This window comes from Siccirubricoccus deserti, assembly GCF_014283215.1.
GTDB classification, from domain to species: Bacteria; Pseudomonadota; Alphaproteobacteria; order Acetobacterales; family Acetobacteraceae; genus Siccirubricoccus; species Siccirubricoccus deserti.
Genome location: NZ_JACOMF010000004.1, coordinates 184,087 through 197,333, shown reverse-complemented (window position 1 = coordinate 197,333; position 13,247 = coordinate 184,087). Strand labels below are relative to the sequence as shown.

General features: G+C 69.4%; 15 protein-coding genes. 8 read left to right on the top strand and 7 right to left on the bottom strand.

Annotated features, from left to right (window positions below):
* Nucleotides 1-51 precede the first annotated feature (51 nt).
* On the top strand, nucleotides 52-519 hold the full coding sequence (locus H7965_RS05625) for an Lrp/AsnC family transcriptional regulator (protein ID WP_186769563.1): 468 nt from the start codon (nucleotides 52-54) through the stop codon (nucleotides 517-519).
* A 31-nt stretch (nucleotides 520-550) separates the two neighbouring features.
* Here H7965_RS05625 and H7965_RS05620 read toward each other — a convergent pair whose 3' ends face one another.
* Nucleotides 551-2,152 (bottom strand): ABC transporter substrate-binding protein, encoded by a 1,602-nt coding sequence (locus H7965_RS05620; protein WP_186769562.1) that lies wholly within the window; start codon nucleotides 2,150-2,152, stop codon nucleotides 551-553.
* Nucleotides 2,153-2,457: 305 nt separating this feature from the next.
* On the opposite strand from H7965_RS05620, the gene H7965_RS05615 reads away from it, so the two are divergent.
* The 6 genes from H7965_RS05615 to H7965_RS30745 are packed head-to-tail and all read left to right on the top strand — an operon-like array spanning nucleotide 2,458 to nucleotide 8,092.
* Nucleotides 2,458-4,056 carry an ABC transporter substrate-binding protein gene (locus H7965_RS05615; RefSeq protein ID WP_186769561.1) on the top strand — a complete coding sequence of 533 codons (1,599 nt, stop codon included), beginning with the start codon at nucleotides 2,458-2,460 and terminating at the stop codon, nucleotides 4,054-4,056.
* Nucleotides 4,053-5,027: an ABC transporter permease gene (locus H7965_RS05610; RefSeq protein WP_186769560.1), complete on the top strand. Its 975-nt coding sequence runs from the start codon at nucleotides 4,053-4,055 to the stop codon at nucleotides 5,025-5,027. The genes H7965_RS05615 and H7965_RS05610 overlap by 4 nt, the downstream gene beginning before the upstream one ends.
* Nucleotides 5,024-5,935 carry an ABC transporter permease gene (locus H7965_RS05605; RefSeq protein ID WP_186769559.1) on the top strand — a complete coding sequence of 304 codons (912 nt, stop codon included), beginning with the start codon at nucleotides 5,024-5,026 and terminating at the stop codon, nucleotides 5,933-5,935. The genes H7965_RS05610 and H7965_RS05605 overlap by 4 nt, the downstream gene beginning before the upstream one ends.
* Complete coding sequence (locus H7965_RS05600; RefSeq protein WP_186769558.1) at nucleotides 5,932-6,939, top strand: ABC transporter ATP-binding protein; 1,008 nt, start codon at nucleotides 5,932-5,934, stop codon at nucleotides 6,937-6,939. Before H7965_RS05605 ends, H7965_RS05600 begins: the two co-directional genes overlap by 4 nt.
* Entirely contained in the window at nucleotides 6,936-7,973 is a 1,038-nt protein-coding gene (locus H7965_RS05595; protein ID WP_186769557.1) for an ABC transporter ATP-binding protein, read from the top strand. Before H7965_RS05600 ends, H7965_RS05595 begins: the two co-directional genes overlap by 4 nt.
* Nucleotides 7,970-8,092 carry a hypothetical protein gene (locus H7965_RS30745; RefSeq protein ID WP_261394082.1) on the top strand — a complete coding sequence of 41 codons (123 nt, stop codon included), beginning with the start codon at nucleotides 7,970-7,972 and terminating at the stop codon, nucleotides 8,090-8,092. Before H7965_RS05595 ends, H7965_RS30745 begins: the two co-directional genes overlap by 4 nt.
* Nucleotides 8,093-8,105: 13 nt before the next feature.
* On the opposite strand, the gene H7965_RS05590 is transcribed toward H7965_RS30745, so the two are convergent.
* The 6 genes from H7965_RS05590 to H7965_RS05565 form a co-directional block, all read right to left on the bottom strand.
* Nucleotides 8,106-8,543 carry a hypothetical protein gene (locus tag H7965_RS05590; protein ID WP_186769556.1) on the bottom strand — a complete coding sequence of 146 codons (438 nt, stop codon included), beginning with the start codon at nucleotides 8,541-8,543 and terminating at the stop codon, nucleotides 8,106-8,108.
* A gap of 468 nt (nucleotides 8,544-9,011) precedes the next feature.
* Nucleotides 9,012-9,824, bottom strand: coding sequence for an NAD kinase (locus H7965_RS05585; protein ID WP_229682479.1), 813 nt, complete (start codon nucleotides 9,822-9,824; stop codon nucleotides 9,012-9,014).
* A gap of 16 nt (nucleotides 9,825-9,840) precedes the next feature.
* Nucleotides 9,841-10,686 carry a carbon-nitrogen hydrolase family protein gene (locus tag H7965_RS05580; protein ID WP_186769554.1) on the bottom strand — a complete coding sequence of 282 codons (846 nt, stop codon included), beginning with the start codon at nucleotides 10,684-10,686 and terminating at the stop codon, nucleotides 9,841-9,843.
* A 174-nt stretch (nucleotides 10,687-10,860) separates the two neighbouring features.
* Entirely contained in the window at nucleotides 10,861-11,247 is a 387-nt protein-coding gene (locus H7965_RS05575) for a hypothetical protein (protein WP_186769553.1), read from the bottom strand.
* Nucleotides 11,248-11,257: 10 nt separating this feature from the next.
* A complete protein-coding gene (moaA, locus tag H7965_RS05570) occupies nucleotides 11,258-12,250 on the bottom strand; it encodes a GTP 3',8-cyclase MoaA (RefSeq protein ID WP_186769552.1) in 993 nt (330 codons plus the stop codon).
* 94 nt (nucleotides 12,251-12,344) lie between these two features.
* Complete coding sequence (locus H7965_RS05565; RefSeq protein ID WP_186769551.1) at nucleotides 12,345-12,524, bottom strand: DUF3553 domain-containing protein; 180 nt, start codon at nucleotides 12,522-12,524, stop codon at nucleotides 12,345-12,347.
* 94 nt (nucleotides 12,525-12,618) lie between these two features.
* Here H7965_RS05565 and H7965_RS05560 point away from each other — a divergent pair, with 94 nt between their 5' ends.
* On the top strand, nucleotides 12,619-13,230 hold the full coding sequence (locus tag H7965_RS05560; RefSeq protein ID WP_186769550.1) for a histidine phosphotransferase family protein: 612 nt from the start codon (nucleotides 12,619-12,621) through the stop codon (nucleotides 13,228-13,230).
* The last annotated feature ends 17 nt before the right edge of the window (nucleotides 13,231-13,247 follow it).

The following is a 13,247-nucleotide window of genomic DNA, read 5'->3' as shown; positions in this document are numbered from 1 at the left end:
CAGCTAAAATTTTCCGTTTCCAAGAGGCGATGAGGCGCATAGTCTCGCCCGATGGATGAAATTGACCGGAACATCACCGTCGCCCTGCAACTCGATGGCAGTGCCGGGCTGGCGGAGCTTGCGAAGGTCGCCGGGCTTTCAGTCTCCGCCACCGCCGAACGGGTGAAGCGGCTGGAGGAGCGGGGGGTGATCCGCGCCTGGCGCGCCGATCTCGACCCCGTCGCCGCGGGCTGCCCGTTGCTGGTGCATATCCTGGTCACCGTGGCGCCGGGCAAGGACGAAGCCGCCTTCCGCAAGGCGATGCGCCGCCAGGCGGCGGTGCTGGAATGCCACGCCATCACCGGCGACTGGACTTATCTGCTGAAGGTCCGGCTGGCCGACCTGCCGGCGCTCGACGCCTTTCTCAACGACGAGCTGCGGGCCCAGTCCGGGGTGCAGCGGGTGGGGACGCTGCTGGCCATCGCGACGGTGAAGGAAACGTCCATCCTCCCCGTCGCGCCGGCCGATCCGGAAGAGTAGGCCACCCGGACCGGCCGCTACGTCGCCCCGGCTACTGCCGGCGCACCGCCATCGCTAAGGTCCGCTCATCCATCCGCGCCGCGTAGCTGAGGCCACGCTTCAGCGCCCAGGTGTTCACCAACTGGAACAGCGGGATGAGCGCCACATCCTCCATCGCCATCCGCACCCCCTCGCGCAGCAGCGCGGCGCGGGTCGGGTCGTCGATGGTGGCGGCGGCGCGGGCGGTCAGCGCATCCAGCTCCGGGTTGGAATAGCGCCCGTTGTTGCTGGCGCCGGTCCGCTTCTCCCGGTCATAGGTGCCGAGGATGTTGACCAGCGCGTAGCTCGCCTCGCCAGTGGTGCTGCCCCAGCCGCCAAGCCGCAGCCCGTATTCCTGGCGGTTCGAGCGCACCGAGAAGGTGGCCCAGGGCGCCGCCTCCACCTCGGTGCGGATGCCGATGCGGGTCCACATCTGCGCCAGCGCCTGGGAAGCCTTGGCGTCATTCGGATAGCGGTCGTTGGGGGTATGGAAGGTGATCCGGAAGCCCTGCGGATAGCCGGCCTCGGCCAGCAGCCGCTTGGCGCCGTCCGGGTCGAAGGCCGGCGGCTTCACCTCCGGGTTGTAGCCGAAGGTGCCGTCCGGCAGCCATTGCCCGGTCGGCTGGGCGGTGCCCTCCATCACCCGGTCGGCCAGCGCCTGGCGGTTGATCGCCATCGACAGGGCGCGGCGCACCCGCAGGTCGTCGAAGGGATTGGTGTCGAGCGGCTTGCCGTCGTTGTCGGTGACGAAGGGCACGCCGCTGCGGCGCGAGCGGTCCAGCACCACATAGATCAGCCGCACGCCCTGGATCTCGGACAGCGTGATCCGCTGGTCCCGTCGCAGTCGCGGCATGTCGGTGGGCGGCACCTGGTCGATCACGTCCACGTCGCCCGCCAGCAGCGCCGCAGTGCGGCCGGCGTCATTGCCGATGAAGCGGTAGTTCACCCGGGCCCAGGGCTCGGCGCCGCGGAAGTAGTTCTCGTTGCGGACCAGTTCGGTGCGGTCGCCGGCGCGGTAGCCGGCGAAGCGGTAGGGGCCCGTACCGATCGCCGCTTTGCCGCTGTTGTAATCCTCGGTCGAGGCGCCTTCGCCGACATGGCGCGAGATCACCGCCACCGAGGCCAGCTCGGTCGGCAGCAGCGGGTGCGCCTGCGGGGTGTGGATGCGGATGGTCAGCGGGTCCACCACCTCCACTCGCTGGATGGCGCGGAGGAAGCCGCCGAATCCGCCTGGGCTGCCCGGCACGCTGGGCGCGCGCTGGATGGTGAAGGCGACATCCTCGGCGGTGAAGGCGCGGCCGTCGTGCCAGGTGACGCCCGGCCGCAGCTTGAACTCCCACACCGTGTCCGAGATTACGCGCCAGCTTTCAGCGAGGCCCGGATAGGGCTGTGCCCGCTCGTCGCGCTCCACCAGTCGGTCGAACAGGTGCATCGCCAGGCTGTTGTTCGGCGTGGCATTGTAGAAATGCGGGTCGAGCGAGGTGACCGAGCCGCCGATGCCGATGTTGAGCGTGGCGCCGGCGGCAGGGCCATTGGCGGTCTGGGCATGGGCCGAGGCGAAGGCGGCGAGCAGCAGGCCAAGGGCGGATGCTGTGGCGAGGGCAGGTCGGCGCATCGGCGTCTCCGAATGGGTTCCAGGGCGCTTTAGCAGCCTGATCGCAGCAATACGATGTAGCCGGGCCGCTGCCTGACCTGCGGGTTGCGGGACCGCGCGTCTCGGCGGCGATGTTGGCATCCACCCTGTGTTGCAGGTCGTGGGCAGCACGGAACCGCGGGCATGCTGAGGAAGCCGGCAGCGGGACGGCGCGGCGGTGCCCGCGCCACGGCCAGGCTGCCTCGCCGTGCGGCGGACGCGGCGGTGCTGGCGGCAGGTTGGGGGCGCTGCTACAGTCGCGGTGGCTGGGGCTTCCGGGGTATACAATGACAAAGGGTCTGCAAGCGGCTGCCGCCGCCGCGTCTTTGGCGTTTCTGCTCGCGGGCGCCGCCGCGGCACAGACCCTGACCATGGGGGTGGGTGCGCCGGTCACCTCGCTCGACCCGCACTACCACCAGCTGTCGCCGAACACGGCGGTGGCGCAGATGATCTTCGGCGGCCTGACCGGCACCGACGGCAGCGCCCGGGTGGTGGCCAACCTTGCCGAAAGCTGGCGTGCGGTGGACGAGACCACCTGGGAGTTCAAGCTGCGCCAGGGCGTACGCTTCCATAACGGCAGCGAGTTTACCGCCGAGGACGTCGCCTTCACCTTCCAGCGCGTCCCCAACGTGCCGAACTCGCCTTCTTCCTACGCCATCTACACACGGCCGATCCGCCAGGTGGAGATTGTCGACAGCCACACTCTCCGGCTGCGCACCGCGGTGCCCTATCCGCTGATGCCGACCGATCTCGCCAATATCATGATCCTCGACCGCGAGACCCATGGCAGCGCCACCACCGAGGGCTTCAACGCCGGCCCGATGGCGGTCGGCACCGGGCCCTTCCGCATGGCCAGCCACCGCAACGGCGACCGCATCGAGTTCGAGCGCAACGACGCCTACTGGGGCACCCGCCCGCATTGGCAGCGGGTCACCTACCGGATGATCACCAATGATGCGGCGCGCACCGCGGCGCTGCTTGCCGGCGATGTCGAGATCATCGACCAGGTGCCGACCAGCGACCTCGGCAAGCTGCGCGTCGACCAGCGGCTGGCGCTCTCGGAAGTCACCGGCCTCAGGCTGATCTTCCTCGGCTTCGACCATTCCCGCACCGAGGCTTCGCCCTTCGTCACCGACAACGATGGCAAGCCGATTCCGCAGAACCCGCTGAAGGATGTGCGGGTGCGGCGGGCGCTGTCGATGGCGATCGACCGCGCGGCGATCGTCGAGCGGGTGATGGAGGGCGCCGCCATCCCCTCCGGCCAATTCCTGCCGGACGGCGCCTTCGGCCATGTGCCCGGCTTGGTGCCGCCGCGCCCCGACACCGAGGCGGCGAAGCGGCTGCTGGCCGAGGCCGGCTTCCCACAGGGCTTCCGCCTGACCCTGCACGGGCCGAACGACCGCTACCCGAACGACAGCCGCATCATCCAGGCGATCGGCCAGATGTGGACCCGCGCCGGGGTGCGCACCTCGGTCGAGGCGCTGCCCTGGACCACCTTCATCGGCCGCGCCTCGCGGCAGGAGCTGTCGAGCTTCCTGGTCGGCTGGGGCACCTCCTCCGGCGAGGCATCCAACCCGCTGCGCAACCTTGTCGCCACCGCCGACCGCGACAAGGGCTATGGCGCCTCCAACCGCGGCCGCTACTCCAACCCTGAGGTCGACCGGCTGCTGGAGGCGGGGATGCGTGAGCTGGACGATGCGAAGCGCGAGGCACTGCTGCAGCAGGCGACCCGCGTGGCCTTCGAGGATGTCGGCATCGTGCCGCTGCACATCCAGAAGAATACCTGGGCGATGCGCCGGGGCCTCGCGCATAACGCCCGTGCCGATGAGCTGACCCGGGCGCAGGATGTGCGCCCGGCCGCCACCGCCGGAACCGCTGCCCGATGACGGTTTTCCTGCTCCGCCGGCTGCTGCAGGCTGGTGGCGTGGTCCTGGTGATGTCGCTGCTGGTGTTCGTCGGCGTCTTCGCCATCGGCGACCCGGTCGAGATCCTGATCAGCCCCGAGGCCGACCAGATCGAGCGTGAGCGGGCGGTCAAGGCGCTCGGCCTCGACCTGCCGCTGTGGCAGCAATACCTCGTCTTCCTCGGCAAGGCGCTGCAAGGCGACCTCGGCCGCAGCTTCGTCTTCAACGAGCCGGCGCTGCAGCTCATCCTGCAGCGGATGCCGGCGACCCTGGAACTCGCGCTCGGCGCCACCCTTGCCGCGCTGGTCATCGGCCTGCCGCTCGGCCTCTATGCCGGGCTGCGGCCGCACTCGCCGGTGAGTCGCGGCATCATGGCGACCAGCATCCTCGGCTTCTCGCTGCCGACCTTTTGGGTCGGGCTGATGCTGATCATGGTCTTCGCCGTGCAGCTCGGCTGGCTGCCGAGCACGGGACGGGGCGAGACGGTGGAGATTCTCGGCACCCGCTGGAGCTTCCTGACCCGCGATGGCCTCGCGCATATGGCCATGCCGGCGCTGAACCTGGCGCTGTTCAAGATCAGCCTGGTCATCCGCCTGACCCGCGCCGGGGTGCGGGAGACGATGCTGATGGACTACGTGAAATTCGCCCGCGCCAAGGGCCTCTCGCCGTCCCGCGTCACCTTCGTGCACGTCTTCAAGAACATCCTGATTCCGGTGGTGACGGTGGTGGGGCTGGAGTTCGGCGGGACCATCGCCTTCTCCGTCGTCACCGAGAGCGTCTTCGCCTGGCCAGGCATGGGCAAGCTGATCATCGACAGCATCAACGTGCTCGATCGGCCGGTGATGGTGGCCTATCTGATGATCATCGTGCTGCTGTTCATCACCATCAACCTGCTGGTGGACATCACCTATTCGGTGCTCGACCCCCGCGTCCGGCTGGAAGGCAAGTCATGAGCACCACCACCGCAGCCCCGGTGGTCGCGCCGCGGGTCGAGACGCCGTTCCGACGCTTCGTCTCTGAATTCGCCGAATCCAGGCTGGCGCTGTTCGGGCTGCTGGTTTTCGGCGCCATTGCGCTGATCGCGATCCTGGCGCCCTTCATCGCCCCGCAGAACCCCTATGACCTCGCCCAGCTCGACATCATGGACGGGCGGATGGAGCCGGGGACGGTCGGTGGCGCCGGCTTCACCTATTGGCTCGGCACTGATGACCAGGGCCGGGACATGCTGTCCGGCATCATGTACGGGTTGCGCATCTCGCTGCTGGTGGGCGCCGGCTCGGCAATCATCGCCTGCATTGTCGGCGCCTCGCTCGGCATGATCGCGGCTTATGCCGGCGGCCGGACCGATGGCGCCATCATGCGGCTGGTCGACCTGCAACTCTCCTTCCCCGCCATCCTGGCGGCGCTGATGATCCTTGCCTTCCTCGGCAAGGGCATATTGAACGTCGTCATCGCCTTGGTGGTGGTGGAATGGGCCTATTACGCCCGCACCGTCCGCGGCTCGGCGCTGGTTGAGCGGCGCAGGGAGTACATCGAGGCGGCGCAGTGCCTGGCGCTGCCAACCCGGAGAATCATCTTCCGCCACCTGCTGCCGAATTGCCTGCCGCCGCTGATCGTCGTCGCCACCATGCAGATCGCCCGCGCCATCGCGCTGGAGGCGACCTTGAGCTTCCTCGGCCTCGGCGTGCCGATCACCGAGCCCTCGCTCGGGCTGCTGATCGCCAATGGCTATGAGTACATGCTCAGCGGCAAATACTGGATCAGCTTCTACCCCGGCATCGCCCTGCTGGTGACCATCGTCTCCATCAACCTGGTCGGCGATCAGCTGCGCGACGTGCTGAACCCGAGGCTGAAGAAATGAGCCTTCCAGCCGTGGCGGCACCGGGCGGGCCGACTTTGGAAGTCCGCAACCTGCGCACCCATTTCTTCACCCGGGCCGGCGTGGTGAAGGCGGTGGACGACGTCTCCTTCACCGTCGAGCGCGGCAAGGTGATGGGCCTGGTCGGCGAGAGCGGCTCGGGCAAGACGGTCACCGGCTTCTCGATCATCGGCCTGGTCGATCCGCCCGGGCGCATCACCGGCGGGCAGGTCCTGTTCCAGGGCACCGATCTGGCGAGCCTGAGCGAGGCGGAGATGCGCAACCTGCGCGGCAACCGCATCGCCATGATCTTCCAGGACCCGATGATGACGCTGAACCCGGTTCTGCGCATCGATACCCAGATGATCGAGACGGTGCAGGCCCATGCCAGGGTCAGCCGCGAGGAAGCCCGGCAACGGGCCCGCGATGCGCTCGGCCAGGTCGGCATCCCGAGCCCGGATGAGCGGCTGCGCGCCTATCCGCACCAATTCTCCGGCGGCATGCGCCAGCGCGTCGCCATCGCCATCGCCCTGCTGCACAAGCCCGAGCTGATCATCGCCGACGAGCCGACCACGGCGCTGGACGTGACCATCCAGGGCCAGATCCTGGCCGAGGCGCAGAAGCTCTGCGCGCAATTCGGCACCGCGCTGATCTGGATCACCCATGACCTCTCGGTCGTCGCCGGCCTCGCCGACGACATCGCGGTGATGTACGCCGGCAAGGTGGTGGAAAGCGGCGAGGTGGGTGCGGTGCTGGATGCGCCGCTGCACCCCTATACCGCCGGGCTGATCGGCAGCGTGCCGAGCCGCAACCGCCGCGGCGCCCCGCTCAGCCAGATTCCCGGCATGACGCCCTCGCTGCTCAACCTGCCGGCCGGCTGTGCCTTCCGCGCCCGCTGCCCGCGCGCCGAATCCCGCTGCGCCGAGCCGCCACCCTTCGCCGAATACCTGCCCGGCCGCCACGCCCGCTGTATCCACCCCTATATCGAGGAGGCCGTGCGGGCATGAGCGAGGTGATGGACCCGCCGCACGCCGTCGCGGCCACCACGCCGCCGATCGTCGAGATCCGCGGCGTCTACAAGCGCTTCTCCCGCTCCCTCGACTTCGCCGCGAAGCTGGCGCGGCGGTTGGGCGTGACGGTGCGCGAGGATGTGGTGCATGCGGTGGACGGCGTTGACCTGTCGATCCGCCGCGGCGAGGTGGTGGGGCTGGTCGGCGAGAGCGGCTGCGGCAAATCCACCCTCGGCCGCATGGTCGCCGGCATCATGCCGCCGACCGAGGGCAGCATCCTGTCGCATGGCCGCGACCTGCGCAGCCTGAGCGGCGTCGAGGCGCGCCGCACCAAGCTGCGCACCCAGATGATCTTCCAGGACCCCTACGCCTCGCTGAACCCGCGGCTGAAGGTGGAGGACATCGTCGGCGAGGCGCCGCTGGTGCACGGGCTGGTCCGGCGCGAGGATTTCGCCGGCTATGTCGATGAGCAATTCCGCCGTGCCGGCCTCGATCCTGGGCTGAAGAAGCGCTACCCGCACCAGTTCTCCGGCGGCCAGCGGCAACGCATCGGCATCGCCCGGGCCCTGGCGGTGCAGCCGGAATTCCTGGTGTGCGACGAGGCGGTGGCGGCGCTGGATGTCTCGATCCAGGCGCAGATCCTGAACCTCTTCATGAAGCTGCGGCAGGAACTCGACCTCACCTACCTGTTCATCTCGCACGACCTCGGCGTGGTGGAGCATCTCAGCGACCGCGTCGTCATCATGTACCTCGGCCGGGTGGTCGAGGAGGCGCCGGCCGAGGATGTCTTCCGCAGCGCCAACCACCCCTACACCCAGGCGCTGCTCTCCGAGGTGCCGCGGATCGACACCCGCAAGCGCGCCTTCGCCGGGGTGAAAGGCGAGATTCCCTCGCCGCTCGCCCCGCCGAGCGGCTGCCATTTCCACCCGCGCTGCCCGCATGCGATGGAGCGTTGCCGGATCGAGCGCCCGGCGCTGCGCGAGATCGCCCCCGGCCGCCGCAGCGCCTGCCACCTGAACGACGCGGCATGAGGCGCGTCGTCCTGTTGCTGCTGCTGATGCTCGCCGCCTGCGCCGGCACGGGAGCGAGTGGCCCCTATGTCGGCGGCGCGGTCGGCGGCAGCCTGCGGGAGGACAGCCGCCTGCGCTGAGCCTGGAGCAGGCTCAGGCTGCTCCGGCCTGCGGCCCCGCCGGCTTCGGCCGTACCGTGGCAAGTGGGCGCGCGGCCTCGCCATCGTTCAACGCATCGGCCTGCGGCATGGCCGCAGCCAGGGTCATGCCGCCGCCCAGCATCGCCTGCTGGCAGCTTGTCGCATCCTCAGCCAGCCGTCGCATTTCGCCCATCAGCCAGCTCTGTTGCGCCTGCATCGCCTCCCGCATGTCGCGGCAATCGCGCAGCCGGGTGACCAGCCGCTGGGTATCCTGAACTGCCTCCTGTCGGCGGGACATCCAGCCCGACAGCATGGTCTCCGTCTGGGAGACGAGGGCTCGCTGAGCGGCCAGCACCGCCTCGGTCCCCGGCCCGAACAGCGCGCTGTTGAGGAGCGCGCTGCCGAACCGCTGCGGCTCACTGAAGTCGAAGCCTGATTTTCCCTGAGACATCCGGGTCTGGTTCCTGCTTGAAATGCGGTTGTGATCAGCCGTCGCGCCCATGGCGCGATGCGCCTGGACCCGCGGCAATGGCCGGTGTTCGGCAGTTCCACTGGCATCCCAGGTGCGGGACGCGGCCAGCCGGTCTTCAAAGGACCTTCGCACCGTGCGGGTCTGGCTCCCGAGCACGGACGTCGCTGCCTTCAGGCGGCGAGGCCGCATCTGACCCCATCGGTGCTCTTGCCGTCTACCCGCTCGCGCCGATGTGACGCGGAGTCCGGGTGAACCGTTGGCTGCCGGCTCAACGCTGCCGGGCTGCGAGGGGGAAGGCTGCCCTGCGGCCAGCCCAAGCCCGGCCTTCTGCGGCGCGCCGAACGGCAGAAGGCCGAGAACAGCATGCCTCAGCCGATGGTCTGACCAAGGGCGACGCGCCGGTCGGATGGGGGGGGCGGCCCGGCCGAGCCGGCGCAGCGGGTGGTCTCACACCGTGAACTGTTCCGCGATGATCCGCTCGCTGAGGCCATGGTCCGGGTCGAACAGCAGGGTCAGCGACACCCCGCGATCCTCCCGCACCTCGACCCGGCGCACCTCGCGCACCTCGGTGTAATCGGCCACGGCGGCGACCGGGCGCTTGTCGCCTTCGAGGATCTCGAACACCACCTCGGCATCAGCCGGCAGCAACGCACCGCGCCAGCGCCGCGGGCGGAAGGCCGAGATCGGCGTCAGCGGCAGCAAATTGGCGCCGAGCGGCACAATTGGCCCATGCGCCGAGAGGTTGTAAGCGGTGCTGCCGGCCGGGGTGGAGACCAGCACGCCGTCGCAGATCAGCTCCCGCAGCCGTTCCTTGCCGTCGATCAGGATGCGGATCTTGGCGGCCTGGCGAGTCTCGCGCAGCAGCGACACCTCGTTGATTGCCAGTGCCTCCTGCGCCGTGCCATCAGCCGAGACCGCGCGCATCCGCAGCGGGTGCAGCATGGCGGCCTGGGCATCGGCCAGGCGTTCCGGCAGCAGATCCTCGCGGTAGTCGTTCATCAGGAAGCCGACGCTGCCGCAGTTCATCCCGTAGACCGGGATGTTGCGGCCGAGCAGCCGATGCTGGGTCTCCAGCATGCAGCCGTCGCCGCCGAGGGCGACGATGGCCACGGCGGTCTCCGGCGGCGCATCGCCGTAGCGGGCGACCAGCCGGGCGCGGGCGGCGCAGGCGGCTTCGGTGGAGGAGGCGAGAAAGCCGATGCGACCGGCGAAATCCGCCGCCTGCAACGTCACCGGCTGCGGGAAGGGGGCCGGGATCAATTCGTCCACGCGGCCGTCACAGCGCCAGCGGACGGGCATCGCGATGCGCCAGCACCGGCATGTCGCGCCGCACCCGTGCGGTCACCGTAGGGTCGATCCGCGCCGTCGCCCAGCCGATCCCGTCCGAGACCTTGGCGACCACATGCCCCCAGGGATCGGCGACCAGCGAATGGCCGTAGACCGAGCGCTGTGCCCCACGCTCCTCGTACTGGCCCCAGGAGGCGGCGGCGAGAATCCAGCACTGGCTCTCGATGGCGCGGGCCCTGAGCAGCACCTCCCAATGGTCCTTGCCGGTCTGCAGGGTGAAGTTGGAGGGGACGAGGATCGCCTCGGCGCCAGCGCGGCGGAGCGCGATGTATTCCTCGGCGAAGCGCATGTCGTAGCAGATGGTGCAGCCGAAGGTGATGCCGCCGGCGGTGAAGGTCACCAGCCGGTCGCCAGCGCCGTAGAGCGCGCTCTCGCGGTAGCCGGTGCCATCCGGGCCGGTGATGTCGAACAGGTGGATCTTGCGGTAGCGGGCGATCTCCCGGCCTTCGGGGCCGAAGACCAAGGTGGTGTTGAACAGCTTCTCGTCACCCTTCTCCACCAGGCTGCCGCCATGGACATGGATGCCATGGGTGCGGGCGAGGTCGCGCAGCAGCTCATAGGCCGGGCCGCCGGTCTCGCCGCTGCCCTCGGGCGGCAGTACCTCGGCCGCGGCCATTCGGCTCTCGCGGCCGCCGCCGAGGTTGGTCCAGGTTTCCGGCAGGCTGACCAGGGCGGGGCGGTCGGCCTCCACCGCCGCCTCGATCAGCCGCCGGGCCTGGGCAAGGTTCGCCTCCTTGTCGCTACCCTGGTTCATCTGGATGACGCTGACGCGCATCGTGCCAACTCCGACCAAGGGCAAACTCCGCTCAGCCAAGCCCGGTCGAGCGGCGTGATTGGCCCGCAAGAAACAAAGGGCCGGAGCGGGTTCCGCGCGCCGAGGCGAACGGAGCCCGATCCAGGTCCCGCATCAAGCCGCGCCGGAGGGGCGGCGGCAAGGGCGCACCGGGGTTTACCGCCGTGGCCAGTCCAGCCTGGGTTCCGATCGGCCGCCGCGGCTATCCTCCGGCCAGGCGGCCGGTGGCGGCACCGGCGGCGTGGCGCGGCGCGGCGCCTCCTCCACCGGGCGGGCGGTGTGGGCCGGCAGATCGACCCAGTCCTGCGCCGCGGCACGGCGCGGTCCGTCCGGCAGCCGCAGTGCCAGGCTGCGGATCTCGTTCTGGATGTCGTCGAGCTGGGCTTCCAGCGAATCGAGCCGGCCCTTCAGGCCGAAGACGCTGAAGGGCATCAGCAGATAGGCGAGGCCGACCAGCAGCAACACCAGCAGCGCCAGCAGCCCGGTCCATTCCGGCAACCCGGGCACCGCGAGCCGGGTCGCCAGGTCTTGCAGCAACGCCATGCTCATCTCCTCAGCCGCCGGTCACGCTCATGTGGCGGCCGACCGCCGGCCGATTGTGGCGCCGGTCGATGATGAAGTCATGGCCCTTCGGCTTGCGGGCGATGGCGGCCTCGATGGCGGCGCGCAAGCCGGCGTCGTCCACCGCCGGGTCGCGCAGCGGGCGGCGCAGGTCGGCGGCATCCTCCTGGCCCAGGCACATGAACAGCGTGCCGGTGCAGGTCAGCCGCACCCGGTTGCAGCTTTCGCAGAAATTATGGGTCATCGGCGTGATGAAGCCGATCCGCCGCCCGGTCTCCTTCACCGTGAAGTAGCGGGCCGGGCCGCCGGTCGTATAGTCGGTTTCCTCCAGCGTCCAGTGCTCCCGCAGCCGGGAGCGGACCAGGGAGAGCGGCAGGTACTGGTCGGTGCGGTCGCCGCCGATCTCGCCCAGCGGCATGGTTTCGATCAGGGTCAGGTCGAAGCCGTGCTCGCCGCACCAGGCCAGCATCCGGTCGTATTCGCCCTCGTTCACGCCCTTCAGCGCCACGGCGTTGATCTTCACCTGCAGCCCGGCGGATTTTGCGGCGAAGATGCCGTCCAGCGTCTTCTCCAGCTCGCCCCAGCGGGTCACCGCCTTGAACACCGCCGGGTCCAGCGTATCCATCGAGACGTTGATGCGCCTGACCCCGGCGGCATAGAGGTCGTCGGCCATTTTCGTGAGCTGGGTGCCGTTGGTGGTAACCGTCAGCTCCTTCAGGCCGCCAGCGCCGATCCGGGCGCCGAGGCTGCGGAACAGGGTCAGCACGCCCTTGCGGACCAGCGGCTCCCCGCCAGTCAGCCGGATGCGCTCGACGCCCAATCCGACGAAGGCGCCGCAGAGCCGGTCCAGCTCCTCCAAGGTCAGCACCTCGGCCTTCGGCAGGAAGGTCATGTCCTCCGCCATGCAGTACACGCAGCGGAGATCGCAGCGGTCGGTGACCGAGACGCGGAGATAGGAGATCCGCCGGCCGAACGGATCGATCATGGAGCGGCTTCCTGGCATGCTGGGCATTGGCCCTGGCATTTGGTCCGGAACCCCCCCGCGCCGCAAGCCCCCGCGCTGCCGGGCTTGGCCAGGTTCAATCGGCATCCGCATCAAGGATGTCGAGCGCCACCACCGCGGCGTTGATCAGCAGCTTCCCTGCATGCTCGAAATTCACCGTGATCCGGTCGCCGATCACGGACTGCACCTGACCGATCCCCCAATCCGGCCGATCGGGGTGTCGCACCCGCATTCCGGGCTCGATCAACCCGCTCAATCACCGGCTCCGGGTGGGAAGCGGCACGATAAAGGGACGCATAACCAGAATGTGATCAACACGCGAATGCATTGCCCGACAGGATGGAAAAGGAATGAGTCTCGACTCCCGCCTTGCCAGATTGCTTGCCGCGCGTCTGTGCCACGATCTCGGTGGCGCGGTGGGCAGCCTGTCCGGAACCCTCGACCTCGTCGGGCAGGGTGATCCAGGGATGCTCGACCTGTCACGCGAAACCGCCGCGTCGCTGCGCCAGCGGCTGAAGCTTTTCGCGGTGTGCTGGGGCGGGCCGACCACCGAGTACGATGGCCAGGCGATCGGCGGGCTGCTGCTGGGCGCACCGGCTTCGCCACGGGTGCAATTCGCCGTGGACGCGCTGTCGCCGGCGCAGCCGGTGCCAGCCGGGCTGGTGCCGCTGGTGCTCAACGCGGCGCTGCTGGCAGCCGAGGCGCTGCCGCGCGGCGGCACCGTGCACCTCGCCGGCAGCGCCGACGCTGGCTTTACCATCCTGCCGCAGGGCCGCAACGCCGCTTGGCCGGCCGGGCTGCTGCCGATGCTGGCTGGGCATGGCCTTGAGGCGGCGCTGGAAGAGGGGCCGCGGCGGGTGGTGGTGCCGCTGATGCTCGCCCTGGCCACGGAGCAGGGCTGGGCGCTGTCGCTGGCGATGGGCGCCGGCCCGGTGGCGCCGCTGGTGCTGAGCCCGGCGTAAGACCTCCCCACAAATCC

Coding starts and splice junctions, on each gene's coding strand:
- H7965_RS05575 (WP_186769553.1), bottom strand. CDS start 11,247: ATGGCGTTGCTGCAAGACCTGGCGACCCGGCTCGCGGTGCCCGGGTTG.
- H7965_RS30745 (WP_261394082.1), top strand. CDS start 7,970: ATGAGGCGCGTCGTCCTGTTGCTGCTGCTGATGCTCGCCGCCTGCGCC.
- H7965_RS05590 (WP_186769556.1), bottom strand. CDS start 8,543: ATGTCTCAGGGAAAATCAGGCTTCGACTTCAGTGAGCCGCAGCGGTTC.
- H7965_RS05610 (WP_186769560.1), top strand. CDS start 4,053: ATGACGGTTTTCCTGCTCCGCCGGCTGCTGCAGGCTGGTGGCGTGGTC.
- H7965_RS05580 (WP_186769554.1), bottom strand. CDS start 10,686: ATGCGCGTCAGCGTCATCCAGATGAACCAGGGTAGCGACAAGGAGGCG.
- moaA (WP_186769552.1), bottom strand. CDS start 12,250: ATGATCGATCCGTTCGGCCGGCGGATCTCCTATCTCCGCGTCTCGGTC.
- H7965_RS05625 (WP_186769563.1), top strand. CDS start 52: ATGGATGAAATTGACCGGAACATCACCGTCGCCCTGCAACTCGATGGC.
- H7965_RS05600 (WP_186769558.1), top strand. CDS start 5,932: ATGAGCCTTCCAGCCGTGGCGGCACCGGGCGGGCCGACTTTGGAAGTC.
- H7965_RS05560 (WP_186769550.1), top strand. CDS start 12,619: ATGAGTCTCGACTCCCGCCTTGCCAGATTGCTTGCCGCGCGTCTGTGC.
- H7965_RS05595 (WP_186769557.1), top strand. CDS start 6,936: ATGAGCGAGGTGATGGACCCGCCGCACGCCGTCGCGGCCACCACGCCG.
- H7965_RS05615 (WP_186769561.1), top strand. CDS start 2,458: ATGACAAAGGGTCTGCAAGCGGCTGCCGCCGCCGCGTCTTTGGCGTTT.
- H7965_RS05605 (WP_186769559.1), top strand. CDS start 5,024: ATGAGCACCACCACCGCAGCCCCGGTGGTCGCGCCGCGGGTCGAGACG.
- H7965_RS05620 (WP_186769562.1), bottom strand. CDS start 2,152: ATGCGCCGACCTGCCCTCGCCACAGCATCCGCCCTTGGCCTGCTGCTC.